We start from the raw sequence: 21,455 nt of genomic DNA, 5'->3' as shown, positions 1-21,455 counted from the left end.
GCGTCATCGACAGACGATCCACGACGCGGGGTAGGTGAAGGAGAAGCGCAAATGCTCGACAACCCCCGGCACACGGTTCCCGTCGACGAATCCTCGTTCCGTTATGAAGGCTGGCGCATCGTCGCGGTCTGCTTCCTGCTCGCAACCTTCGGCTGGGGCCTCGGCTTCTACGGCCAGAGCGTCTATGTCGCCGAGCTCCAGCGTGCGCGCGGCTGGCCGGCGTCGCTGATTTCTTCCGGCACGACTTTCTTCTACTTGTTCGGCGCGCTGCTGGTGGTTTTCGTCGGCGAGGCCGTGCGCAAATACGGCCCGCGCATCTGCCTGATATCAGGCACGCTGGCGATGGCGGCAGCCGGCGTGGCGATCGGCGCGGTGCGCGAGCCCTGGCAGCTCTATCTCGCCGACGCCGTGCTTGCGTTTGGCTGGGCCGGCACCAGCCTCGCCATGATCACCAACACGATCAGCCTGTGGTTCGACCACAGGCGCGGCATGGCGATCAGCCTCGCACTCAACGGCGCGAGCTTCGGCGGCATCGTCGGCGTGCCGCTGCTGGTGAGCCTGATCGGCCAGATCGGCTTTGCCGGCGCGATGTACGCCGCGGCCGGCGCGATGCTGGTACTGCTCGTGCCGGTGATCCTGCTCGTCGTCGGCCCTCCGCCCGATCTTCACGGCTGGCATGCGACGGCAAAGGCGAAGCCGCAATCATCGACGCAGATCCGTTCCTGGGCGCTACGCGACATCGGCTTCCTTACAGTGACCACTGCCTTCGCGCTGGTGCTGTTCGCGCAGGTCGGATTCATCGTGCACCTGATCTCGTTCCTCGACCCCGTGATCGGCCGCGAGCGCGCCGCGGTCGCGGTTGCCGTGCTGACCGCGATGGCCGTGGTCGGCCGCGTGCTGTTCTCGATGGTGATCGACCGCCTCAACCAGCGGCTCGCCTCGGCGTTGTCGTTCCTGAGCCAGGCCGCTGCACTGTGCGTCGTCATCAACCTGCACAATGACTATGTGCTGATCGCGGCCTGCGCTGTGTTCGGCTTCTCTGTCGGCAATCTCATCACGCTGCCGTCGCTGATCGTGCAGCAGGAATTCGACAGTGCCTCGTTCGGCGTGCTGATCAGCCTCAACACCGCGATCAACCAGGTGACGTATGCGTTCGGCCCGGGCGTCGTCGGGGCCTTGCGCGATTGGTCCGGTGGCTATTCGCTGCCGTTCTATCTCTGCATCGCGCTGGAGGTGATGGCGGCCGCATTGATCATGGTGCGCGGGACGCCGCGAGCGAAGCTCTCGTAGGGTGGGCAAAGGCGCGAAGCGCTATGCCCACGCATCCGTCTTTACATCGCGAGAATGCGTGGGCACGCTACGCTTTGCCCACCCTGCGAGACTAAGCCTCGCGCTGCTTCAGCAGCGCCTCCACATCCAGCCGCTTGGTGAACATGGCGAGCTTGCCGTCCGGCCCGAACGGCCATTGCTCCCGCGGCTTGTCCCAGTACAGCTCGACGCCGTTCTGGTCCGGATCGCGCAAGTAAAGCGCTTCGGACACGCCATGATCGCTTGCGCCGTCCAGCGCAATCCCGGCCGACAGCACCCGGTGCAGCGCATCCGCCAGCGCCGGCCGCGTCGGGTAGAGGATCGCGGTATGAAACAGTCCCGTCGTGCCGGGCGGCGGCGGCGAGCCGCCTTTGCTCTCCCAGGTGTTGAGCCCGATGTGGTGATGATAGCCGCCGGCCGAGATGAAGGCCGCGCCCGAGCCCATCCGCTGCATCAGCTCGAAGCCGAGCACGCCGCAATAGAAGCCAAGCGCGCGATCGAGATCGGCGACCTTGAGGTGGACGTGGCCGATCCTGGTGCCGGCGGCGACGGCTGGGCTTTGCGACATGTGAACGCTCCGTTGAAGACATGCACATAAGACCGGCTTCGGGACAGTGCTACGGCCCTATCCCGAAACCCAGCGTTTCCAGATGCGAAACTACGACAGTTCGCGCGCCTCGCCCTCCGGCAGTTCGAACTCGAAGGTGTTCAGCGTCATCGACACCATCGTGTAATAGCCGCACAGACCAATCACCTCGACCACGCCGCGCTCGCTGAGCACCTTCACGGCCTCATCATAGAGGCCCTTCTCGACGCCGTGGCCCTCATGCAGCGACTTCGCGAGGTCGTAGATCATCTTAGCCACCGGGTCGTCGAACTCGGGCGTGCGACGATCGCGAATCGCGTCGATGATTTTTGGGTCCATGCCGCCGGCGAGCGCGAGGCGCTTGTGCGCATACCATTCGTAATGCGCGGTCCAGTGCCGCGCCGTCACCAGGATCGCGATCTCCGAGAGTTTAGCCGGAAACATCGTGTCGTAGCGCAAGACTTCGCCGAGCCGCGTGGCGTGGCGGGCCATGTCGGGGCTGTTGAGCCAGGCCATCATCGGCGCTGGCGGCTTGCCGCGCTTGCCGGCAATCGACTCGTCATAGGTCTGCCGCTGGCTCTCGTTCATTTCGCCAGGCGAAAGAAGCTTCAGGCGCATTCTCGTTTCCTCTTTGTTTTCAAGCACCGTCGTGGTCGCGACTATAACCGATGCGGATTGCGGAAGTGGTTGAATTCCGCGAGGGCTTGGCCCAGAGTCGCGCCCAACAAGCCTTTTTGATTGATGGAAACGACCAATGTCTGAATCCAAGACCAGCGAAACTGAGACCGCCGATCTCGAAAAATTCCGTTCCGAGACGCGCGCGTGGCTGGAAGCCAATTGTCCGCCGGAGATGCGCAAGCCGGCGACATCCGACGCCGACGTGTTCTGGGGCGGGCGCAACGCAAAATTCTCCTCCGAGCCGCAGCGGATCTGGTTCGAGCGCATGCGCGACAAGGGCTGGACCGTGCCGGATTGGCCCAGGGAATATGGCGGCGGGGGCCTCTGCGCGGCCGAGCACAAGGTGCTGCGTTCCGAGATGGCCAGGATCGGCGCGCGCCCGCCGCTGTCGAGCTTCGGCATCTGGATGCTCGGGCCGGCGCTGCTGAAATACGGCAACGAGGCGCAGAAGAAGGAGCATCTGCCGAAGATCGCCGCGGGTCTGATCCGCTGGTGCCAGGGCTATTCCGAGCCCAACGCCGGCTCCGATCTGGCTTCGCTCCAGACCCGCGCCGAGAGCGACGGCGACGATTTCGTCATCACGGGCTCGAAGATCTGGACCTCCTACGCCAACTACGCCGACTGGATCTTCTGCCTCGTCCGCACCGATCCCGCTGCGAAGAAGCACGATGGCATCAGCTTCATCCTGTTCGACATGACCTCGAAGGGCGTGACGACCAAGCCGATCCTCTTGATCTCGGGCTACTCGCCGTTCTGCGAGACCTTCTTCGACGGCGTCCGCGTGCCGAAATCGCATGTGGTCGGCCAGATCAACCGCGGCTGGGACGTCGCGAAATATCTGCTCCAGCACGAGCGCGCGATGATCTCCGGGATGGGCGAGCGCGGCGTCGGCCGCCCGCTCGGCCAGATCGCGGCCGACTCGGTCGGCACCGATGCGCAAGGCAAGCTCGATGACTCCATGCTGCGCGGCAAGATCGCGAGCTTCGACGTCGACGAAGCCGCGCTCGCCGCCTGCGCCGAGCGGGCGGTCGATCTCGCCAAGGCCGGCCAGGCGCATCCAGCGTTCTCGTCGGCGATGAAATATTACGGCACCGAGCTCAACAAGCGCCGCTACGAAATCCTGATGTCGGCCGGCGGCGTCGACGCGCTGGAATGGGAGAGCGAGCGCTCACGGCAAGGCGCCCGTCCGCGCGCCTGGCTGCGCACCAAGGCCAACTCGATCGAGGGCGGCACGAGCGAGGTGATGCTCGGCATCGTCGCCAAGCGCATCTTGGATCTGCCGGGGGCGTGAGGTTTCCGTCATTCCGGGGCGCGACGAAGTCGCGAGCCCGGAATCCATTCATCCACCGACTCTGCCGCCCGATGGATTCCGGGCCTGCGCCTTACGGCGCATCCCGGAATGACAAACCAAAATAGATTTCGAATCGGAAACACGCACATGGCCCTCGTCCTCACCGAAGAACAATCGATGCTCCGCGACTCGGCGCGCGGGCTGATCAGCGACAAGGCGCCGGTGTCGCATCTGCGCAGCCTTCGCGACAGCAAGGATCCGACCGGATTCTCCAAGGAGCTGTGGCACGCCTTCGCCGAGATGGGCTTTGCCGGCCTGTTGGTGCCGGAGGAATTCGGCGGCAGCGGTCTCGGCTTCATGGAGGCCGGAATCATCATGGAGGAGATCGGCCGCACCTTGATGCCGTCGCCGTTCCTCGCGACCTCCGTGGTCGCGGCCTCCGCACTGAACCGGGGCGGCAATGCCGCGCAGAAGTTCGAGTATCTGCCAAAAATTTCCAACGGCTCGCTGCTGGCGACGGTGGCAATCGACGAAGGCCCAAAACACCGGCCGCTTCGGACCGCCTTGCAGGCCGTGCGCGCCGGCAACGGTTTTAAATTGTCCGGCGCCAAGGCGCTGGTGGTCGACGGACACGTTGCCGACCTCTTCATTGTCGCTGCGCGCACATCCGGCTCCGCGGGCGAGCGCGACGGCCTGACGCTGTTCCTGGTCAATCCCAAAGCCAAGGGCGTGTCGATCGAGCGCACCATCATGGTCGATGCGCATAACGCGGCGCGGATCGAGCTCGTCAATGTCGAGGTCACCGCCGACAGCGTGCTCGGCGAGGTCGATCAGGGCGCCGCGCTGCTGGACGGCGTGCTCGACATTGGCCGCGGCGCGGTCGCCGCCGAAATGGTGGGCCTCAGCGAGGAGGTTTTTGGCCGCACGGTCGAGTATCTCAAGAACAGAAAACAGTTCGGCAAGCTGATCGGCGAATTCCAGGCGCTGCAGCACCGCGCCGCCGAGCTCTACATCGACATCGAGATCACCCGCGCCGCCACCATGAAGGCGCTGCAGGCACTGGACGCCGACGTCGCCATGGCGGCGTCAGCCGTCGCCGTCGCCAAGGCGCGCGCCGGCACCACCGCCACGCGCGCGGTGCAGGAAGGCGTGCAGATGCATGGCGGCATGGGCATGACCGACCAGTTCGACATCGGCTTCTTCATGAAGCGCGCAAGGGTCTGCGAGGAATTGTTCGGCGATGCGAACTATCACACCGAGCAGCTGGCGAAGGCGCGAGGGTATTGAGGTGAGCTGAGGCGCGAAGGGCGCGTCTCACACGCAGTGTCGTCGCCCGGCTTGACCGGGCGACCCAGTATTCCAGAGACAGCAGAGATTCACGGGGAGGCCGCGGCGTACTGGATCGCCCGGTCAAGCCGGGCGAGGACAGCTGGGAGCGTGGAAGGCGTTTGCCCCAAGCTCGTCATTGCGAGCGCAGCGAAGCAATCCAGAATCTTTCCGCAGAGGCAGTCTGGATGGCTTCGTCGCTGCGCTCCTCGCAATGACGGCGGAGAGAGAGCTTACCTCATCGGCGGCGCATACTGCACGCCACCGGCATTCCACAGCTGGTTCATCCCGCGCGGGATCTTCAGCTTCGACTTCTCGCCGATGTTGCGCTCGTACATCTCGCCGTAATTACCGACGTGGCGGATGATGCGGACGACCCAGTCCTTGGTGAGGCCGAGCTGCTCGCCGTAATTGCCCTCGGTGCCGACGAGGCGCATCACTTCGGGCTTCTTCGACTTCAGGGCCTCGTCGATGTTCTCCGAGGTGACCCCGAGCTCCTCGGCGTTGATCATGGCGTAGAGCGTCCACTTCACGATCATCATCCAGTCGTCGTCGCGCTGGCGGACGACGGGAGCGAGCGGCTCCTTGGAGATCATGTCCGGCAGGATCATGTGGTCGCCGGGCTTCGACAGGTTCAGGCGCAGCGCGTAGAGCTGGGAGACGTCGGCGGAGAACGTGTCGCACCTGCCGGTGTCGTAGGCCTTCACCACGTCGTCCAGCTTGTCGAACTTCACCTCCTCATACTTCATGTTGTTGGCACGGAAGTAATCGGCGACGTTGAGCGCCGTGGTGGTGCCGGTCTGCACGCAGACCTTGCTGCCGTCGAGGTCCAGCGAGGTCTCCTTGTTGCGCGAACGCGGCAGCATGAAGCCGGCGCCGTCGTAATAGGCAACCGCGGGGAAATACAGGTCGTAATCGAGCTCGCGTGCCATGCTCCAGGTCGAGTTGCGCGAGAGGATGTCGACCTTGCGGCTCTGCAATTCCTTGAAGCGCTCGCTGGCGTCGAGCGGCACGAACTTCGCCTTGCTCGGGTCGTTGAAGATGGCGGCGGCCACCGCACGGCAGAAATCGACGTCGAAGCCGGTCCAGTTGCCCTTGTCGTCCGGGATCGAGAAGCCCGGCAGGCCCCTGTTGACGCCGCACAGCACTTCGCCGCGGCGCACGGTGCGCTTCAAGGTGCGGGTGTCGTAGAATTCATAGGTGATGGCCAAGGCTGCGACCAGCACGGCGACCGCGAGCCCGATCAGCAGGCCGCCACGAAATGTGCGCATCATGTTGCTCTCTCGAAAAATCGGGAAAAGGAATCTTGGGGAGGGCGGCGGGCATGATCCCTGAGGATCATGCCCAAACCATAACGATCAGAGCTCGGGCTTCTGCCGGATCACCACCTTGGTGCCGACAGGAACGCGATCGTAGAGATCGGCGACGTCGTTGTTGACGAGACGGAAGCAGCCCGAGGACACCTTGGTGCCGATCGTGTCGGGCCGGTTGGTGCCGTGGATGCGGTAGACCGTGGTGCCCAGATACATGGCGCGGGCCCCGAGCGGATTGCCGGGGCCGCCGGCCATGAAGCGCGGCAGATAAGGCTGGCGCTGGATCATCTCGGGCGGCGGCGTCCAGTCCGGCCATTCCTTCTTGTTGGTGATGTTCACCAGGCCCTGCCACTGGAAGCCGTCGCGGCCGACGCCGATGCCGTAGCGGATCGCGCGCCCGCCGGGCTGCACCAGATAGAGGTGACGCTCGGAGGTCGAGATGATGATCGTGCCCGGCGCTTCGGTGGTGCGGTAGTACACGACCTGCTTCTGCCATTCCGGATCGAGCTGGTAGCTGTCGTCCGCGATCAGGCCCGGCTCGTCGCCGCGGTCAGGCTGCTGGGCGGAGGCGTATGAGGTGGTCAGGACGAGGCTGATCGCAGCCACGATCATCCCGGTCAGGCGACGATAATCCGTCATTTCAAGCTCTCCCCGCTGCCACAGCGCAAATCATTCGGAACCATCAAATCTCAGGGGCATGTTCATGGCAAGTTGATGGCGCGCGGCGCTGATATGTCACGAGAATACCTATGGTTTTTTGACGAGCCCGCCGCAATGCCACAAACAGGGGATGGCGCGAAAAGCTGCGTCGGAGACATTCTCCCCAGGTGGGACGGTGGAAATTGATGCCGTCATGCCCGGGCTTGTCCCGGGCATCCACGTTCTTGGTACGGCGTGATAAGGCATGGATGGCCGGGACAAGCCCGGCCATGACGGAAATGGTCCGCGCTAAATCTTATTGCTCTCCGCCGCGACTCCGAGCCGCCGCACGATCTCCGTCGCCACGGCGCGGGCCTCGCCCCGCGAGCCGATCCGGGGACTGCGAAACCGCTTTCCCGCGTGCGTTCTGATCGTGACGATGCAGTGCTCGTCCTCGGACCGGCCGCGGCGGTCGACGGTGATGGTCTTCACCTCGTGCCCCCTGATATGGTCGGCGCGCGGCTCGCCATTGCCCCGCAGGCGCTCGACGCGGATATCGCCCTCGCGGATGATCCAGAACGCGCCGGTGACGAGGTTGGCGTATCGATGGACGGCAAAGGCCGCGAGCGCGCCGAGCGGCAGCAGCAGGATGTCGACATGGCTGGGCGGCCATCCGCGCCAGAGCTTGTAGGCGTATGGGACGGCCGACAAGGCGACAGCGATCAGCGCGACGATCCGGATGTCCCGCTGCGAGAACGCCTCGAGCGGCTCGCCGAGACGCATCTCGGGATTGCTCGCATCCAGCGGATTGACGGGCTCCTCGACATTGGGGACGTCGAATGCCGTGGCGATCCGCGCCACGGTGTCGCGCACATGGGTGACGTCGGAGATCGGCGGCGAGGTCAGCCGCTCCCCTGAGACAAGCGTAAAGACAAGTTGAAAGCGCGCCTTCACCCGCTTGCTGCCGGGAACCTGTAATGCCGCGATCTCGTCTTTCGCAACGATCCGCGTCTTTAGCTTCCCGAACGGACGCTGGTGCCCGATCAGGATCTCGTCCGGCGTGATGATCCACACCACCGCCGTCGCCATCATGATGCCGACGACGAACCCCGCGCCGACCAGCAGCGCGACGACGGAGATGATGATCTCCAGCGTGTCATGCGTGAACAGGCCGGGCGTGAAGCACAGCGCGACCGCCGCCGCGAAGGCGGACATGACCAGCCGCGGCGCGATCGAGGCGCCTTCACGAAGGCGGATGTCGGTGCTGGTTTTGGCGTCGTCCATTGCGGGCGGCTGTTTGCGTCGCGCGCGAAACTCCACGGACGGGTCCGTGGAGTCAAGCAACAACGGCGTCACCTCGAGCCTGCCGCCCGCGCGGCATCAGCTGCTGGCGTTCAGCAGCTTGGCCACGGTGCGGTCGATCTCGTCGTAACGGCCTTCGCCCTCGTGCTGGAACACGATCTTGCCGTTCTGGTCGATGATGTATTGCGCCGGCCAATACTGGTTGCTGTAGGCATCCCAGGTCTTGGAATCGTTGTCCTGCGCCACCGGATAGGTGATGCCGTGGCGCTTCAGTGCGGCCTGCACGTTCGAGGCGGAGCGCTCGAACGGGAATTCCGGCGTATGCACGCCGACCACGACGAGGCCCTTGTCCTTGTACTTTGCATAGAGGTCGGTGACGTGCGGCAGCGTGTTGACGCAGTTGACGCAGCCATAGGTCCAAAAATCGACCAGCACGACCTTGCCGCGGAGGTCGGCGATGCTCAGCGGCTTCGAGTTGAACCAGTTGCTGATGCCGGCGAAGTCGGGCGCGGTCTGCTGGCTTGCGGCTGCGACCTGGATCGGCGTCGCGGGCGCGGTGGCGACGGGCGTCGCCCGCACGGCCTCATCGCAGAGGCCGGGGATGACGGCACCTGTGACGGCGATGCCGATCAATGCGGCGGAAACGGCGAGCAGCTTGACGGTCATGGGCGAGTCCTCCGGTTGAGATGCGAGGGTGATCACAGGCCGATCTGGCCGGTGGGGTAGAAGCCGGTGAGCCACGCCACGAGCAGCGTGTCGTATTGGAAATAGGCGGCGACCGCGAAGGCGATCACGACGACACCAAACCCCTGCTGCAGCCGCGGCGAGATCCGGGCGAGGCTGCGCACGCGCGTGGTCGCGGCCTGTCCGCCATAGGCGATTCCCAGCATCGGGATCGCGGCGCCGATGGCGTAGGCGATCAGCAGCACGCTGGCCCAGGCTAGGTTTTTCTGTGTCGCGACCAGCGTCAGGATCGAGCCGAGCACGGGGCCGGCGCAGGGCGTCCAGACCAGGCCGAGCGTGGTGCCGAGCAAGAGCCCGCCGAGCGCGCCTTCGCGCTGCGTGGCGCTGGAATTGCCGAGCTCCAGCCAGCCATTGAGCAGGAGCGACAGCCATTCGAACGGCGTCGGCCACAGCATCAACAGGCCGAAGCCGAGCAGCAGGACCGACGCGGCCTCGCGCAGCACGTTCGGATCGAAATCGAACAGCCGCGTCAGCGCGCCGAGCAGCAGCGCCACGGCCGAGAACGAAACGACGAAGCCAAGCGCGATCATTGCAGGCCGCAGCTGTGACGTGTGGCCGATCGAGGCGCCGAGCAGGATCGGCAACATCGGCAGCGTGCACGGCGCGGCGATGGTGAGGACACCGGCAAGGACGGCGAACAGAAGCTCGAGCATCGGGGGCACTCGCGAGGGAGGTCACGAGGGCAGTTCGCGCGTGGAGGGGAGATCGTTACGCGCTGTCACGCGCTCGTGACGGGGACGCTCTCGTTAGGTCGTCATGCCCGGGCTTGTCCCGGGCATCCACGTTCTTTGTGCCGTGCGGGAAGGCGTGGATGGCCGGGACAAGCCCGGCCATGACGATGGAGGAAGCAGTGGGGATCACAATGCCAGCTTCACCATCGCCCAAAATAAAAACGACCCGGACGGGGGCATCGTCCGGGTCGCTGGAGGTCTTGGGAGGTTTAACGAAAACCGTATGTGAGCTTTATAGGGGTGAAGTTTTTCCGCCTGATGTTGTCGTTTGTTTCAATTGTTTCGTCGGTGGTAACGCTTCCGTGTCCAGGACAGGGCCAAACCAAAGGTCCTATCCCATTGAAATATCTTGGCTTCAGGCGGCGAAGCGCTCGACGCCTGCGCCCTTAAGCAATTCGGCGAGCTGCTTGCGGGCGTAGAACATCCGGGTCTTCACCGTGCTCTGGGGGATGCCGATGATCTGACCGACCTCTTCCACCGACTTCTCATGGTAGTAGACGAGGTTGATGATCTCGCGATGTGCGGGCGACAGCTTTGCGACGCAGGCGCGCAGGATTGCGCTGGTGTCGCTGCGATCGAGCGAGGTTTCCGGCGTGTCGCAATCGTCGGGGATCTGGCGCACGTCTTCCTGGTCGATGTCCTCGAAGCGACGCTGACGCATCGCCGTCAGCGCCTTGAAGCGGGCGATCGACAGCAGCCAGGTCGACACCTGCGAGCGGCCCTGGAACTGGCCGGCGGTCCGCCAGACGTCGAGGAACACCTGGCTGACCAGGTCTTCCGCCGTGGTGGCGTCGCGCACGATGCGCAGGATGAAGCGGTAGACCCGCACATTGTGCCGGCAATAGAGGATGTGCATCGACGTCCGGTTGCCGTCGGCAATGCTTTCAAGAAGCATATCGTCCGAAGTCGCCTGAGCGGCGACGATGCTCTGGCTGGCCTGGGCGTTGATGGCGATGACGTTCTGCATTGACCTAGCTCCCCGGTGCGCCGCAACCGAGCGGCGTTTCCTTGGAGCGAAGTGTTAATCAGCCAACGTTTCGGGACGTCTGCACGAAAAGGGGAAAATGGTTTCGTGCGCCGTCAAATTGTTTCGTCCGGGTTAGCGCGACGAAACATTCGGGGCAAAAAGCCGTGGAATTTCAATGCACGGAAAATACAGGACTGCTGATTTGGCTTAGGAGGAACGAGTTCCCGGGGCTTGCGTTGCGTGCGCAACCGCACCTCCGCGGCGCCTTATGCTTTCTCGCCCTGTGGCGAGAACAGATAGCCGCCGCCGCGGATGGTGCGGATCACGGCGGGTTTTGCCGGATCGGGCTCGATCTTGCGGCGGATGCGCATGATGCGCAGGTCGACCGCGCGGTCGAAGGCTTCGGCATCGCGCGCGTTGGCGAGCTCCAGCAGGCGCTCGCGCGACAGCACGCGCTTCGGATTGGCCGCGAACACTTTCAAGAGCCCGAACTCCGATGCGGTCAGCGGATGCTCGTTGCCCTCGTCGTCGCGCAAGGCCTGGGCTTCGAGGTCGAGCCACTTTGTCCCGAAGCGTACCAGTTGCTCCTTGTCCGATTTCGCAGCCGCGGTCTCCGGCGCCGCGGCCTTGGCCGGCGCGCTCCGGCGCAGCACCGAGCGAATCCGTGCCATCAGTTCGCGCAGCTCGCAGGGTTTTGCGACGTAATCGTCGGCGCCGAGCTCGAGGCCGACGACGCGGTCGATCGGGCTTGCGGTCGCCGTCAGCATGATGACGGGGACGTTGATGCGGCTCTTGAGGTCGCGGATGATCGAGAGGCCGTCTTCCTCGGGCATGTTGAGGTCGAGCACGACGAGATCGGGCATGCCGCCGTCGATCGCGGCGCGCAAGCTTTTGCCGCCGTCGCACAGCGTCACGGTGAAGCCGTGCATCTTGAGGTAATCGCCGACCATCTCCCGGGCCGGGGCCTCGTCATCGACGATCATGATGTGCTGGCTTTGGGTCATGTCTCTACATCACGGCAATTCGGTCGCGGGGAGGGTGATGGTGAAGGTCGAGCCTTTGCCGGGGCCGTCGCTGTCCGCCGTCACCTCGCCGCCATGCATATCGACAATACGCTTGACGATGGACAACCCAAGCCCCGTCGAGCTCTCGCCGGCGGTCGGTTTGGCCGAGAGCCGCTGGAACCGGCCGAACAGGCGACCGAGATCCTCCGGCGACAGGCCGGCGCCCTCGTCAGTGACGCGAACGATGGTATCACTGCCCTCATGGCTGACGGCGACGCCGATCTTGCCGCCGATCGGCGAGTATTTGATGGCGTTGCTGATGAGATTGTCGATCGCCTCGCGGATGCGGTCGGTGTCGCACATGGTAACGATGTTGGCTGGCGCGGTGAGGCTGATGGTCTGCTGCTTGTTGACGGCGAGCGGCTGGTTGGCGTCGGCGACCTCCTTCACCAGCGCGGCGACATCGACCGGCTCGCGGCGGATGGTGATGTCGAAGGCATCGGCCATGGCGTCCGAGATCAGGTGGTCGACCATCGTGGTCAGGCGCTTGGTGGCGTCGCGGATGTGATCGACCTGGGAGACCACGCCGCTTGCGGAGGCGCCGGTCGAGATCAGCTCTTTCAGCATCTCGGTGCGGCCGAGGATGACGCCGAGCGGATTTTTCAGGTCATGCGCGACGGTGCCGAGAATCTCGTTCTTGAAGCCGTTGGCGCGCTGCAGCCGCAGCCATTGCGCGGAGAGGCGGCGATTGGCCTGCATCAGCGCGCGGGTGCGCTGGGCGACGCGGTCTTCCAGCTGGGTGTTGGCGGCCTGGAGCTGCTGGTAGAGGATGACGTTGTCGAACGCGATCGAGAGCCGGCTCGAGAAGATCTCGACCAGCGAGCGGTCGGTCTCGGACAATTCGCGCTCGGCCTGCAGCAGCACCACGACCTCGCGCCCCGAGCCGGTGCGCAGATAGATCACGCTGCGATGGTCGGCGAATTCGTTCTTGCGGCCCTGGAAGGCGGCCTCCACCATCGCGCGCAGATCGGGATCGAGCGCCTTGGACGAGGTGGTGCCGATGAAGCGGCTGTAGCAGCCGCTTCCCGCGAGCACTGAAAGCTCGGGATCGACCCCGCCATTGTCGCGCAAAACCAGGATGCCGGCGCAATCGGCGTTGAGCAGCGAGGCGAGCTGGGTCAGCACGCCCTCGGCGAGCCGCTGCATCGACTTGAAGTCGTACAGCGTCGAGGCGGCATCGATGATGATCTCGAGGCCGCGCCGGGTCTGCACCATGCGCTCGAGCTGCTGGTAGGAGCGCAGCGCCGCGGTCAGCGAGGTGAACAGCTTGTCGGCGGTGAGCTCGGTCTTGGCCTTGTAGTCGTTGATATCGTACTGCACGATCACGCGCCGTTCCGGCGCCTGGCCGGGCTGGCCGGTGCGCAGGATGATGCGCACGGTCTCGTTCTTGAGCTCGTTGCGGATGTATTCGACCAGCTCGAGGCCGGCGACGTCGGTCTCCATGATGACGTCGAGCAGCACCGCGGCGATGTCGTTGTGCGCCGCCATCAGCCTACGGCCTTCCGCCGCGGAATGGGCGGACAGGATCTCCAGGCTCTGGCCGTTCAGGCTGTAGTCGGACAGCGCAAAGCGCGTGCCGTCATGCACGGCCGGATCGTCGTCGATGACGGCGATCTTCCATTTCCTGGTGTCCGTTTCCTCCGACGCGGTACCGGTGTCGTCGATCAGGTGGAGGACATCGTCCTGTTCGGCCATTGAGAAGTCCCGTCAGTCTCTGTGCTTGGCGCGCCGCCCTTGGCGACCCGCGGCATGATAATGCGAAAAGTGGTGCCTTGTCCCAGCTTGGATTCCAGCATCATCCGGCCGCCCAGCTGCTGGGTGACAAGGTTATAGACGATATGCAAGCCCAGTCCCGTGCCACCTTCATTGCGCCTTGTGGTAAAGAACGGGTCAAAGGCCTGGCGCTGCACGTCCGGGGTCATGCCGGCCCCGTCGTCGGTGAAGATGATCTCGATGTCATCGGCCCCGCGCGGCTTGGCGGCGATCGTGATGGTGCCGGCGCGGCCGTCGGCGAAGGCGTGGTTGGCGGCGTTGAGGAACAGATTGGTCAGGATCTGGCCATAGGAGCCGGGATAGCCGTCCAGCAGCAGCCCCTCGGGCACGTCGACCTCGAGCGTGATCGGCGAGCGCTTCAGCACGGGCCGGAGGCTCGCGATGATCTGGTCGGTGGCTTCGCTGAGCGAGAACTGCCGCCGCTCGGCATGGGAGCGGTCGACCGCGACCTGCTTGAACGACTGGATCAGCTCGCCGGCGCGGGTGAGGTTGGCGACCAGCTGCTGCGAGGCATCGCGCGAGGACTGCACGAACTCCTCCAGCTGCGAGCGGCGCAAGCCCCCGTCGCCCTTGAGCTGGGCCTCGAAGATCTCGCTGCGCCGGGCAAAACTCGAAGCAACGGTGAGGCTGATGCCGATCGGGTTGTTGACCTCGTGGGCGACACCGGCGACGAGGCCGCCGAGCGCGGCCAGCCGCTCGGCGTCGATCAGATTCTGCTGCGCGGTGTTGAGCTCCAGCAGTGCGCTCTCGGCCTTCTCCTTGGCGGCGCGCAGCTCGTCCTCGGTCTGGCGCTTCGCAATCGCGTTCTCGCGGAACACTTCCACCGCGCGCGCCATGGCGCCGACCTCGTCGCGGGCCTTGGTGCCCTGCACCTCGCGGCCGAGATCGCCGAGTGCGATCGCGCGCATCGCGGTCATGATCTGCTGCAAGGGCAGCCGGATCGAGAGCGCGATCAGCACGCCGGCGGTGAGGATGATGCCGAGGAAGATCACCGCGATCGATAGCACGCGCCGCGAGATGTCCGCCAAAGTGCGGTCGAACGTCTCCTGCGCCTTCTGCTCGCGCTGGCGCATCTTGGTCGAGAGGTCGTCGATGGCGCCGATGGCTTCGGCCTGGCTGGCGTCGATGGTGTTGCGCAGCAATTCGGTGCGGCTCGTCAGTTGCTCCGAGAGCTTTGCAAAGCCCTCGCGCAGCGCCATGGTGCGGGCCGCGAGCCGCTGCAGCGCCATCTTCTGGAGGTCGTTGTCGGCGAGATCGATCATCACGGGAATGGTCTTCTCGATCGTCTCGGTGTTGCGGCGGGCATCGTCGGCGGCGTTCGCCGACAGCGACAGATAGTACGAGTTGGCCGCGACCAGCATCGCCGTAAAGGCCTCGCGCGACTTGCCGAGCGAGGGCCAGATCAGCGCATCGCGATGTCCGGTGGCACCTTCGATGATCGAGTAGAGGCCGGCCATGTCCCGCGCCGGGCCCTGCACCTGGTCCTCATAGGTTCTGGCGATGGTCGCCTGCACGCTGCGCAATTCGCCGAAGCCGTTGAGGAACCGGTCGGTGGTGCGCTCGAGCTCCTCGACCGAGCCTGATAGCATCGGGTCCTTGGCGGCGCGGTTGCTCAGTGTGCCCAGCACCGCCTCGCGCAGCAGGAGGATCTCGGCGAACAGGTCCGGGCTCGGCTGGTTGATGTAGCGATGGATCAGGTTCTGCAGCCGCCCGGTCTCGCTTTCGAGCAGCGCCAGGATGCGGTCGGATTCGCGCACCTGGCGGACGTCGTCCCAGGCCGAGCCCAGCACCTGTGAGCCGTTCCAGATCATCGCCACCAGCACGATCACCACGGCGGAGTTCAGCGCCGCGATCGACAGGATGCGCCAGCGGATCGGCACTGCGCGGAGCACGCCGACGAGACGCGCCCGCAGCCGCCCGATCGGGCCGGGCGGCCGGTCTGCTTGCTCGTGATGTCCGGGCGCGGGCAACGGGCCTCACTCCACCTTGCGAATGCGTTCGATCAGCGCGGCCGCGGCGGGATCGCGCCCGGCCTTGGCGTAGATCGCGGCCATCGCGTCCTCGAACGGCTTGCGGTCGATATCCCTGACGATGGTGACGCCGGCTTCTTGCGCCTTGCGCTGCGACTGCTCCTCGAGGTCGCGCCATTTCTCGCGCATGAAGCGGCTGGAGCGCAGTGCCGCCTCGCGGAAAATCTGCTGGTCCTCGGCCGACAGGCTGCGCCAGGCCTTCAGCGAGATCACCAGCACTTCGGGGCTCATCGTGTGCTCGGTCAGCGTGTAGTAGCCGGCATGTTTGTAATGATCTGTCGTCACGAAGGATGGCCAGTTGTTTTCGGCGCCGTCGATCAGATGATTGGCAAGCGCGGGCAGCACCTGCCCATAGGGCATCTCGACCGGTTCGGCGCCGAGCGCGCGGATCATCTCGCTCATCAGCTCCGATTGCTGGACCCGGAGCCGCAGGCCCTTGAGGTCCGCCACGCTCTTGACCGGGCGGACGCCGTTATAGATCGAGCGGGCGCCCGAATCGTAGAAGCACAGCCCGACGAAGCCGTAGGGCTCGAAACTGTCCAGGATCTCGCTGCCGACGGGCCCGTCCAGCACTTTCTGCATGTGCTCGATGGACCGGAACAGGAACGGCATCGCCAGCACGTTCATCGCCGGGACGAAATTGCCGATCAGCGCCACGTTGGTCCGGTTGAGATCGATCGCGCCGACCCGGGTCTGCTCGATGGTCTCCTTCTCCTCGCCGAGCTGGCGGGAGTGGAACACCTTGATCTCGTGCCGGCCGCCGGTGCGCTCATGGATCATCGCGCCCATGTAGCGCAGCGCCTGCACGGTCGGGTAATCCTCGGTCTGGGTGTCGGCGGCGCGGAATTCGCGCGCAACGGCGCTCGTCGCACAGATGGCGAGCAGTAGCGCGACGAAAACCACCCCGGTCCGCGAGCGTTCGGCACGGTTCAACACTGGCACACTCAACCCCTCGTTGGTGGAGTCTCGGGCGGGACCAAAAGGTTCAATGCAATCTAGCAGATAGTTAAGGGAAGGCCATCCCGCGCCGGGCCCGCGGAGGGATTGTGCGGCCCGGCCAGGCCTCATTCCGGTTGAAACCGCCAATGCCGCGCCGTAAGCAGGCTATGGTCGCCTTTTACCGCGGGAAGAGCCATCGAGATGTCAGCATTGCGCCTCATGCGGGCCGTCGCCGTCGCGATGGCGCTCGCCCTGACCGGGCAGGCGCGTGCCGCCACCGATATCGCGCTGTGGCATGCCATGTCCGGCGAGCTCGGCCGGCAATTGGACAAGCTCGCGTCCGACTTCAACGCCTCGCAGCCGGATTATCGCATCGTCCCGGCCTACAAGGGCAATTACACCGAGACGGTGACGGCTGCGATCTTTGCCTTCCGCTCGCGCAGCCAGCCCGCGATCGTCCAGGTCAACGAGGTCGCCACCGCCACCATGACCGCGGCCAAGGGCGCGATCTATCCGGTGTTCAGCCTGATGCGCGACCAGGGCGAGCCGTTCTCGCTCAACGACTACCTTCCGGCCGTCTCCGGCTATTACACCGATGCCGCCGGCAATCTGTTGTCGTTCCCGTTCAACTCCTCGACGCCGATCCTCTACTACAACAAGACCATGTTCCGCGACGCCGGCCTCGATCCGGAGGCGCCGCCGAAGACCTGGCCGGAGCTCGGCGCCGCTGCAAAGCGCCTGCGCGACCGCGGCGCGGCGTGCGGCTTCACCACGTCCTGGCCGTCCTGGATCCACATCGAGAACTTTTCGGCGTTTCACAACCTCCCGCTGGCCACGCGTACCAACGGCTTTGCCGGGCTCGACGCGGAATTGACCATCAACAATCCGCTTGTCGTCAAGCATGTCGCCCAGCTCGCCGAATGGCAAAAGACAAAACTGTTCGACTACAGCGGCCGCGGCCAATCGGCCGAGCCGCGCTTTCAGACCGGCGAATGCGGCATCTTCATCGGCTCCTCGGCGACGCGCGCCGACATCAAGTCCAATTCGAAATTCGAGATCGGCTACGGCATGATGCCGTACTGGCCCGACGTTGCGGGCGCGCCGCAGAACTCGATCATCGGCGGCGCCACGCTGTGGGTGCTGCGCGACCGGCCGCGCGAGGAATACAAGGGCGTGGCGCGGTTCTTCGCCTATCTGTCGCAGCCGGGCGTGCAGGCCGCCTGGCACCAGAACACCGGCTACCTGCCGATCACCCGCGCCGCGTTCGAGCTGACGCGCGCGCAAGGATTCTACGAGCGCAATCCGGGATCTGCGATCTCGTTCGAGGAGATCACGCTGCATCCGCCGACCGAGAACTCGAAAGGCATCCGCCTCGGCTCCTTCGTCTTGGTCCGCGGCGCGATCGAGGATGAGCTCGAGCAGGCCTTTGCCGGCCAGAAGAGCGCGCAATCCGCGCTCGATGCCGCGGTCGAGCGCGGCAACAAGCTGCTGCGCCAGTTCGAGCGCGCCAGCCCGGAAAGGTAAATCGCGCCGGAACGAGATTCGGCAGGCCTGACTCCGTTCACCTCCCCGACGGGGAGAGGTCGGATTGCGCCTGGCGATGCGACGCTTCGTCCAGTGCAATCCGGGTGAGGGGCCGCGGCAGCCAGTGAGGCCAGATCCCCTCACCCGGATCGCATCTTCGATGCGCTCCGACCTCTCCCTGCGGGAGAGGTGATCTGCAACCCGGAAGTGTGTGTGAGCTCACACGCAACGGGTCACCCGCCTGCGATAATCCCGTATGCGTGACGCCGGTTCGGCGCCGACGCTTGCCGCTCGTCGGCAGGAAGCATCCAGAGATCGTTTCATCCGTCCATTTTCAAAACAGCTTGATTGGAGATCCTCAATGTCCTGCACATGTTGCATCATCCCCAACGACGTTCTGACCAGGCTCTCACAGGACAAGAAGCTGTCGGCGCCGCTGCGCAAGCAGCTGGCCGACACGGTCCAGATCAGCCATGAGCTGCGCGAATTGCGCACTCAGGCCGCGAAGCTGACCAGCGTGGCCGCGGCGCGTGCCGGCGCCTTGGTCACGCTGGCGGCGGCGCCCTCCGTCACCGTCTACGACTGCAAGCACACGCAGACGCTGCCGGGCACGCCGATCCCGAAGCCGAAGACGTCATCGGACGGCTCCGTCAAGCGCACCTTCAACCAGACAAGCCGTGTCGCGAAGTTCTACCAGCAGGTCTTCAACCGCAATTCGATCGACGATCACGGCATGACCATGATGTCGTCGGTCCATTTCGGCGTGAAGTACAACAACGCGATGTGGAACGGCTCGCAGATGATCTATGGCGACGGCGACGGCAGCATCTTCATCGATTTCACCAGGGGCAACGACGTCATCGGCCACGAGCTGACCCATGGCGTGACCCAGCATAGCCTCCAGCTCGCCTATAGCGGCGATGCCGGCGGGCTGAACGAGAGCATCTCGGATTGCTTCGGCTCGATGTTCCGGCAGTGGGAGGCAAAGCAGGACGTCAAGAAGGCCGACTGGCTGATCGGCAAGGACATCATGGGTCCGGCCGCCAAGAAGCAGGGTTTCACCTGCCTGCGCGACATGGCCAACCCCGCGGCCAAGCATTGCCTCGCGCCGCAACCGACCAAATACTCGCAAATCACGCCGGGCATGGATCCGCATTATGCCAGCGGGCCGCCGAACCTCGCCTTCTACACGGCCTGCACCACGCTCGGCGGAAACAGTTGGGCCAAGATCGGGCAGGTGTGGTACCATTCGCTCACCGGCTTCGGGCCGACGCCGAACATGACGATGAAGGCGTTCGCGGCGCGGACCCGGCAAGGTGCCCACACGTTGTATCCCGGCGATGCCGCCGTCTACGCCGCCGTCAACGCGGGATGGACCAAGGTTGGGCTGTAAACCGGTCACGGTGTTACGGAAGGAAGGAAGCGTGGATCGCTTGAAGATCGAGCGCGTCGGAGGGTTCGCCGGCTTCGGCGGCCCTCATTTGAAGAGCCGCGGTGAAGTGGCGGTGTCGGATCTGTCGGACGCCGATCAGAAGACAGTTGAATCGCTGTTCGCCGATCCGAAGAAAGTCCCCGCGGCACATCCCGGCCAGGCCGACGCGTTCAGTTACCGGATCACGCGCGGTGCGCAGACCATTGAGGTCCCCGAGCATGCGGTCCCCTTGACCATCAGGAACAGCGTCAAGGATGTCTTGGAATAAAGATGTCTTGGAATAGGACCCGGTTGTCGCTGTGATGGAAGGAACGCTGCCGCCGGATTCCACTGGCGCCTGGGGCGCGGCCGCGTCGATGAGCCTGGATGCCTACCGCGCCTTGCGGGCCGACCGTGCGCGATGGCTGCCGATTGCGCTCGACATCGCGCGCGGCCATGGCCTCGATACCAGCTCGCCGCATGTCTTTTCGACCGGCACCAATCTCGTCGTCGGTCTTGGCGAGCGCCTGATCCTGAAAATCTTCCCGCCGCTGCTGCGGGCGCAGTTCGTCTCCGAACGCGGCTCGCTGACGCAGCTCAAGGGCCGCCTCGATTTGCCGATCCCCGAGGTCGTCGCCGAAGGGACCCGCGATGGTTGGCCCTATCTCGTCATCACGCACCTGCCAGGCACGCTCGGCTCGGAGGCCTGGCCCTCGTTGCCGGAAGAGCAGAAGCAGCGCGTGCTACGCCAGATCGGCGAGACCATCGCCGCCGTGCAGCGCGCGCCTCTTGGTCCGCTCGCGAGCATCGAGCCGCGCTGGGACGAGTTCATGCGCAGGCAGATGCAGAGTTGCCGCGCGAGACACGAGCGTCTCGGCCTCGCGCAAAAATTCCTCGCCGGCCTCGACGATCTCCTGCGCGAGGCGGCGGCCGGCCTCATCCCGATGGATGCGCCGCCAGTGATCCTGACCGGCGAATACATCCCGGAAAATTTCCTGCTCGCCTGCGACAACGGCGAATGGTCGCTCAAAGGCCTGTTCGACTTCGGCGACGTTCGCGCCGGATGGCGCGACTACGACCTGCTCGGCCCCAGCGCCTTCATGGCAGCAGGCCGGTCCGGCCGCGTGCGCAACCTGCTCGAAGGGTTCGGCTATACGAAGCTCGATTTCGCGCTCAAGCGCCGCCTGATGGCCCTGATGCTGCTGCACCACGCCAGCGACCTCAACAGCCACATCTGCATCGAGGGCTGGCAGGAGCAGGCGAACGATCTCGTCGAACTGCAGGAATTGATCTGGGCGGGCTGAAGCGGCGAGCATTGCCCGCCGCTTCAAGGTATCGCGACTATCCCTTCGACTGGATCAGCGCCGCCGCCTTGCTCAGCACGCCGACGATGGCGCCGAGCCCGGGTGCGGATGGCCGCTGATTGGTCGTCGCCAGCCGCAGCAGGCTCGAGAAAACCGAGCGGCATTGTGCGATGGCGGAGAGGGCCTGGGCCTTGCTGCTGGCAGCCCGCAATTGCGAGGCTGCGGTCTGCAATGCGCTGCGCGCCTCGGGCGGGGCGTACTGCGTCAGGCTGTTGCTCATCTTGTCGAGCGTATTCGCGACGCAGTCATAGAGCACCTTGCCGCGATTCATGCGGCACGCCTCCAGGCTAGAGCTGCCGACGGCCGCGGCGGGACCGGTCCCGCCGTCGCCGGCCCGGGCCGGGCCCGCGCCGAGCGGGACGGTCGCGAGCATCAGGAGCGCCATGGCAATCCGCGCGCCGTTCGCCATCAAGCCGCCGCGGCGACGGGGTCTTCCGGGTTCAGTCGATTTGAGCATGTTGCCTC

20 protein-coding genes are annotated in these 21,455 nt (G+C 65.0%); 7 read left to right on the top strand and 13 right to left on the bottom strand.

The window, feature by feature from the left end:
• Nucleotides 1–51: 51 nt before the first annotated feature.
• Nucleotides 52–1,290 carry an MFS transporter gene (locus HYH08_RS22395; RefSeq protein WP_220011987.1) on the top strand — a complete coding sequence of 413 codons (1,239 nt, stop codon included), beginning with the start codon at nt 52–54 and terminating at the stop codon, nt 1,288–1,290.
• Between the two features lie 91 nt (nt 1,291–1,381).
• Here the strand turns inward: HYH08_RS22395 and HYH08_RS22390 are convergent, their stop codons facing one another.
• Both HYH08_RS22390 and HYH08_RS22385 read right to left on the bottom strand, forming a co-directional pair.
• A complete protein-coding gene (locus tag HYH08_RS22390; RefSeq protein WP_220011986.1) occupies nt 1,382–1,876 on the bottom strand; it encodes a VOC family protein in 495 nt (164 codons plus the stop codon).
• Nucleotides 1,877–1,966: 90 nt separating this feature from the next.
• Nucleotides 1,967–2,512 (bottom strand): carboxymuconolactone decarboxylase family protein, encoded by a 546-nt coding sequence (locus tag HYH08_RS22385; RefSeq protein WP_220011985.1) that lies wholly within the window; start codon nt 2,510–2,512, stop codon nt 1,967–1,969.
• Between the two features lie 136 nt (nt 2,513–2,648).
• On the opposite strand from HYH08_RS22385, the gene HYH08_RS22380 reads away from it, so the two are divergent.
• Both HYH08_RS22380 and HYH08_RS22375 read left to right on the top strand, forming a co-directional pair.
• Nucleotides 2,649–3,863, top strand: coding sequence for an acyl-CoA dehydrogenase family protein (locus HYH08_RS22380; RefSeq protein WP_220011984.1), 1,215 nt, complete (start codon nt 2,649–2,651; stop codon nt 3,861–3,863).
• A 147-nt stretch (nt 3,864–4,010) separates the two neighbouring features.
• Nucleotides 4,011–5,150 carry an acyl-CoA dehydrogenase family protein gene (locus tag HYH08_RS22375; RefSeq protein WP_220011983.1) on the top strand — a complete coding sequence of 380 codons (1,140 nt, stop codon included), beginning with the start codon at nt 4,011–4,013 and terminating at the stop codon, nt 5,148–5,150.
• 272 nt (nt 5,151–5,422) lie between these two features.
• Here HYH08_RS22375 and HYH08_RS22370 read toward each other — a convergent pair whose 3' ends face one another.
• The 10 genes from HYH08_RS22370 to HYH08_RS22325 form a co-directional block, all read right to left on the bottom strand.
• Nucleotides 5,423–6,460, bottom strand: a complete 1,038-nt coding sequence (locus HYH08_RS22370) for an amino acid ABC transporter substrate-binding protein (RefSeq protein WP_220012095.1) — start codon at nt 6,458–6,460, stop codon at nt 5,423–5,425.
• A gap of 87 nt (nt 6,461–6,547) precedes the next feature.
• A complete protein-coding gene (locus HYH08_RS22365) occupies nt 6,548–7,141 on the bottom strand; it encodes a L,D-transpeptidase (protein ID WP_220011982.1) in 594 nt (197 codons plus the stop codon).
• 309 nt (nt 7,142–7,450) lie between these two features.
• Nucleotides 7,451–8,425: a hypothetical protein gene (locus HYH08_RS22360; protein WP_220011981.1), complete on the bottom strand. Its 975-nt coding sequence runs from the start codon at nt 8,423–8,425 to the stop codon at nt 7,451–7,453.
• 96 nt (nt 8,426–8,521) lie between these two features.
• On the bottom strand, nt 8,522–9,109 hold the full coding sequence (locus tag HYH08_RS22355) for a thioredoxin family protein (RefSeq protein ID WP_220011980.1): 588 nt from the start codon (nt 9,107–9,109) through the stop codon (nt 8,522–8,524).
• Between the two features lie 32 nt (nt 9,110–9,141).
• Complete coding sequence (locus HYH08_RS22350) at nt 9,142–9,840, bottom strand: cytochrome c biogenesis CcdA family protein (protein WP_220011979.1); 699 nt, start codon at nt 9,838–9,840, stop codon at nt 9,142–9,144.
• 433 nt (nt 9,841–10,273) lie between these two features.
• On the bottom strand, nt 10,274–10,885 hold the full coding sequence (locus HYH08_RS22345; protein WP_220011978.1) for a sigma-70 family RNA polymerase sigma factor: 612 nt from the start codon (nt 10,883–10,885) through the stop codon (nt 10,274–10,276).
• 266 nt (nt 10,886–11,151) lie between these two features.
• Entirely contained in the window at nt 11,152–11,889 is a 738-nt protein-coding gene (locus HYH08_RS22340; protein ID WP_220011977.1) for a response regulator, read from the bottom strand.
• A gap of 9 nt (nt 11,890–11,898) precedes the next feature.
• A complete protein-coding gene (locus tag HYH08_RS22335; RefSeq protein WP_220011976.1) occupies nt 11,899–13,644 on the bottom strand; it encodes an ATP-binding response regulator in 1,746 nt (581 codons plus the stop codon).
• Nucleotides 13,614–15,692, bottom strand: a complete 2,079-nt coding sequence (locus HYH08_RS22330) for a sensor histidine kinase (protein ID WP_228748003.1) — start codon at nt 15,690–15,692, stop codon at nt 13,614–13,616. Before HYH08_RS22330 ends, HYH08_RS22335 begins: the two co-directional genes overlap by 31 nt.
• Nucleotides 15,693–15,698: 6 nt before the next feature.
• Nucleotides 15,699–16,694 (bottom strand): TRAP transporter substrate-binding protein, encoded by a 996-nt coding sequence (locus tag HYH08_RS22325; RefSeq protein WP_220011975.1) that lies wholly within the window; start codon nt 16,692–16,694, stop codon nt 15,699–15,701.
• A gap of 198 nt (nt 16,695–16,892) precedes the next feature.
• Here HYH08_RS22325 and ugpB point away from each other — a divergent pair, with 198 nt between their 5' ends.
• From ugpB to HYH08_RS22305, 4 genes are all read left to right on the top strand, one after another.
• Complete coding sequence (gene ugpB / locus HYH08_RS22320; protein ID WP_228748001.1) at nt 16,893–18,215, top strand: sn-glycerol-3-phosphate ABC transporter substrate-binding protein UgpB; 1,323 nt, start codon at nt 16,893–16,895, stop codon at nt 18,213–18,215.
• A 361-nt stretch (nt 18,216–18,576) separates the two neighbouring features.
• Nucleotides 18,577–19,608 carry a M4 family metallopeptidase gene (locus HYH08_RS22315; RefSeq protein WP_220011974.1) on the top strand — a complete coding sequence of 344 codons (1,032 nt, stop codon included), beginning with the start codon at nt 18,577–18,579 and terminating at the stop codon, nt 19,606–19,608.
• Between the two features lie 40 nt (nt 19,609–19,648).
• Nucleotides 19,649–19,915 carry a protealysin inhibitor emfourin gene (locus tag HYH08_RS22310; RefSeq protein WP_220011973.1) on the top strand — a complete coding sequence of 89 codons (267 nt, stop codon included), beginning with the start codon at nt 19,649–19,651 and terminating at the stop codon, nt 19,913–19,915.
• An 88-nt stretch (nt 19,916–20,003) separates the two neighbouring features.
• Nucleotides 20,004–20,930, top strand: a complete 927-nt coding sequence (locus HYH08_RS22305; protein ID WP_228748007.1) for an aminoglycoside phosphotransferase family protein — start codon at nt 20,004–20,006, stop codon at nt 20,928–20,930.
• A gap of 37 nt (nt 20,931–20,967) precedes the next feature.
• Here the strand turns inward: HYH08_RS22305 and HYH08_RS22300 are convergent, their stop codons facing one another.
• The gene (locus HYH08_RS22300; RefSeq protein WP_220011971.1) at nt 20,968–21,447 is read right to left on the bottom strand and encodes a hypothetical protein; all 480 of its coding nucleotides are present in this window, start codon (nt 21,445–21,447) and stop codon (nt 20,968–20,970) included.
• Nucleotides 21,448–21,455 lie beyond the last annotated feature (8 nt).

It is taken from the genome of Bradyrhizobium sp. BR 10289, from assembly GCF_019455385.1.
Classification (GTDB): domain Bacteria; phylum Pseudomonadota; class Alphaproteobacteria; order Rhizobiales; family Xanthobacteraceae; genus Bradyrhizobium.
The sequence above is the reverse complement of the archived record's forward strand: the minus strand, read 5'-3'. Positions and strand labels throughout refer to the sequence as shown.

Bases quoted from the DNA above. Each gene is read 5' to 3' on its own strand.
- HYH08_RS22370 (WP_220012095.1), bottom strand. From the start codon at position 6,460: ATGCGCACATTTCGTGGCGGCCTGCTGATCGGGCTCGCGGTCGCCGTG.
- HYH08_RS22390 (WP_220011986.1), bottom strand. From the start codon at position 1,876: ATGTCGCAAAGCCCAGCCGTCGCCGCCGGCACCAGGATCGGCCACGTC.
- ugpB (WP_228748001.1), top strand. From the start codon at position 16,893: ATGTCAGCATTGCGCCTCATGCGGGCCGTCGCCGTCGCGATGGCGCTC.
- HYH08_RS22395 (WP_220011987.1), top strand. From the start codon at position 52: ATGCTCGACAACCCCCGGCACACGGTTCCCGTCGACGAATCCTCGTTC.
- HYH08_RS22360 (WP_220011981.1), bottom strand. From the start codon at position 8,425: ATGGACGACGCCAAAACCAGCACCGACATCCGCCTTCGTGAAGGCGCC.
- HYH08_RS22305 (WP_228748007.1), top strand. From the start codon at position 20,004: ATGAGCCTGGATGCCTACCGCGCCTTGCGGGCCGACCGTGCGCGATGG.
- HYH08_RS22365 (WP_220011982.1), bottom strand. From the start codon at position 7,141: ATGACGGATTATCGTCGCCTGACCGGGATGATCGTGGCTGCGATCAGC.
- HYH08_RS22315 (WP_220011974.1), top strand. From the start codon at position 18,577: ATGTCCTGCACATGTTGCATCATCCCCAACGACGTTCTGACCAGGCTC.
- HYH08_RS22345 (WP_220011978.1), bottom strand. From the start codon at position 10,885: ATGCAGAACGTCATCGCCATCAACGCCCAGGCCAGCCAGAGCATCGTC.
- HYH08_RS22335 (WP_220011976.1), bottom strand. From the start codon at position 13,644: ATGGCCGAACAGGACGATGTCCTCCACCTGATCGACGACACCGGTACC.
- HYH08_RS22355 (WP_220011980.1), bottom strand. From the start codon at position 9,109: ATGACCGTCAAGCTGCTCGCCGTTTCCGCCGCATTGATCGGCATCGCC.
- HYH08_RS22350 (WP_220011979.1), bottom strand. From the start codon at position 9,840: ATGCTCGAGCTTCTGTTCGCCGTCCTTGCCGGTGTCCTCACCATCGCC.
- HYH08_RS22380 (WP_220011984.1), top strand. From the start codon at position 2,649: ATGTCTGAATCCAAGACCAGCGAAACTGAGACCGCCGATCTCGAAAAA.
- HYH08_RS22375 (WP_220011983.1), top strand. From the start codon at position 4,011: ATGGCCCTCGTCCTCACCGAAGAACAATCGATGCTCCGCGACTCGGCG.
- HYH08_RS22385 (WP_220011985.1), bottom strand. From the start codon at position 2,512: ATGCGCCTGAAGCTTCTTTCGCCTGGCGAAATGAACGAGAGCCAGCGG.
- HYH08_RS22340 (WP_220011977.1), bottom strand. From the start codon at position 11,889: ATGACCCAAAGCCAGCACATCATGATCGTCGATGACGAGGCCCCGGCC.
- HYH08_RS22300 (WP_220011971.1), bottom strand. From the start codon at position 21,447: ATGCTCAAATCGACTGAACCCGGAAGACCCCGTCGCCGCGGCGGCTTG.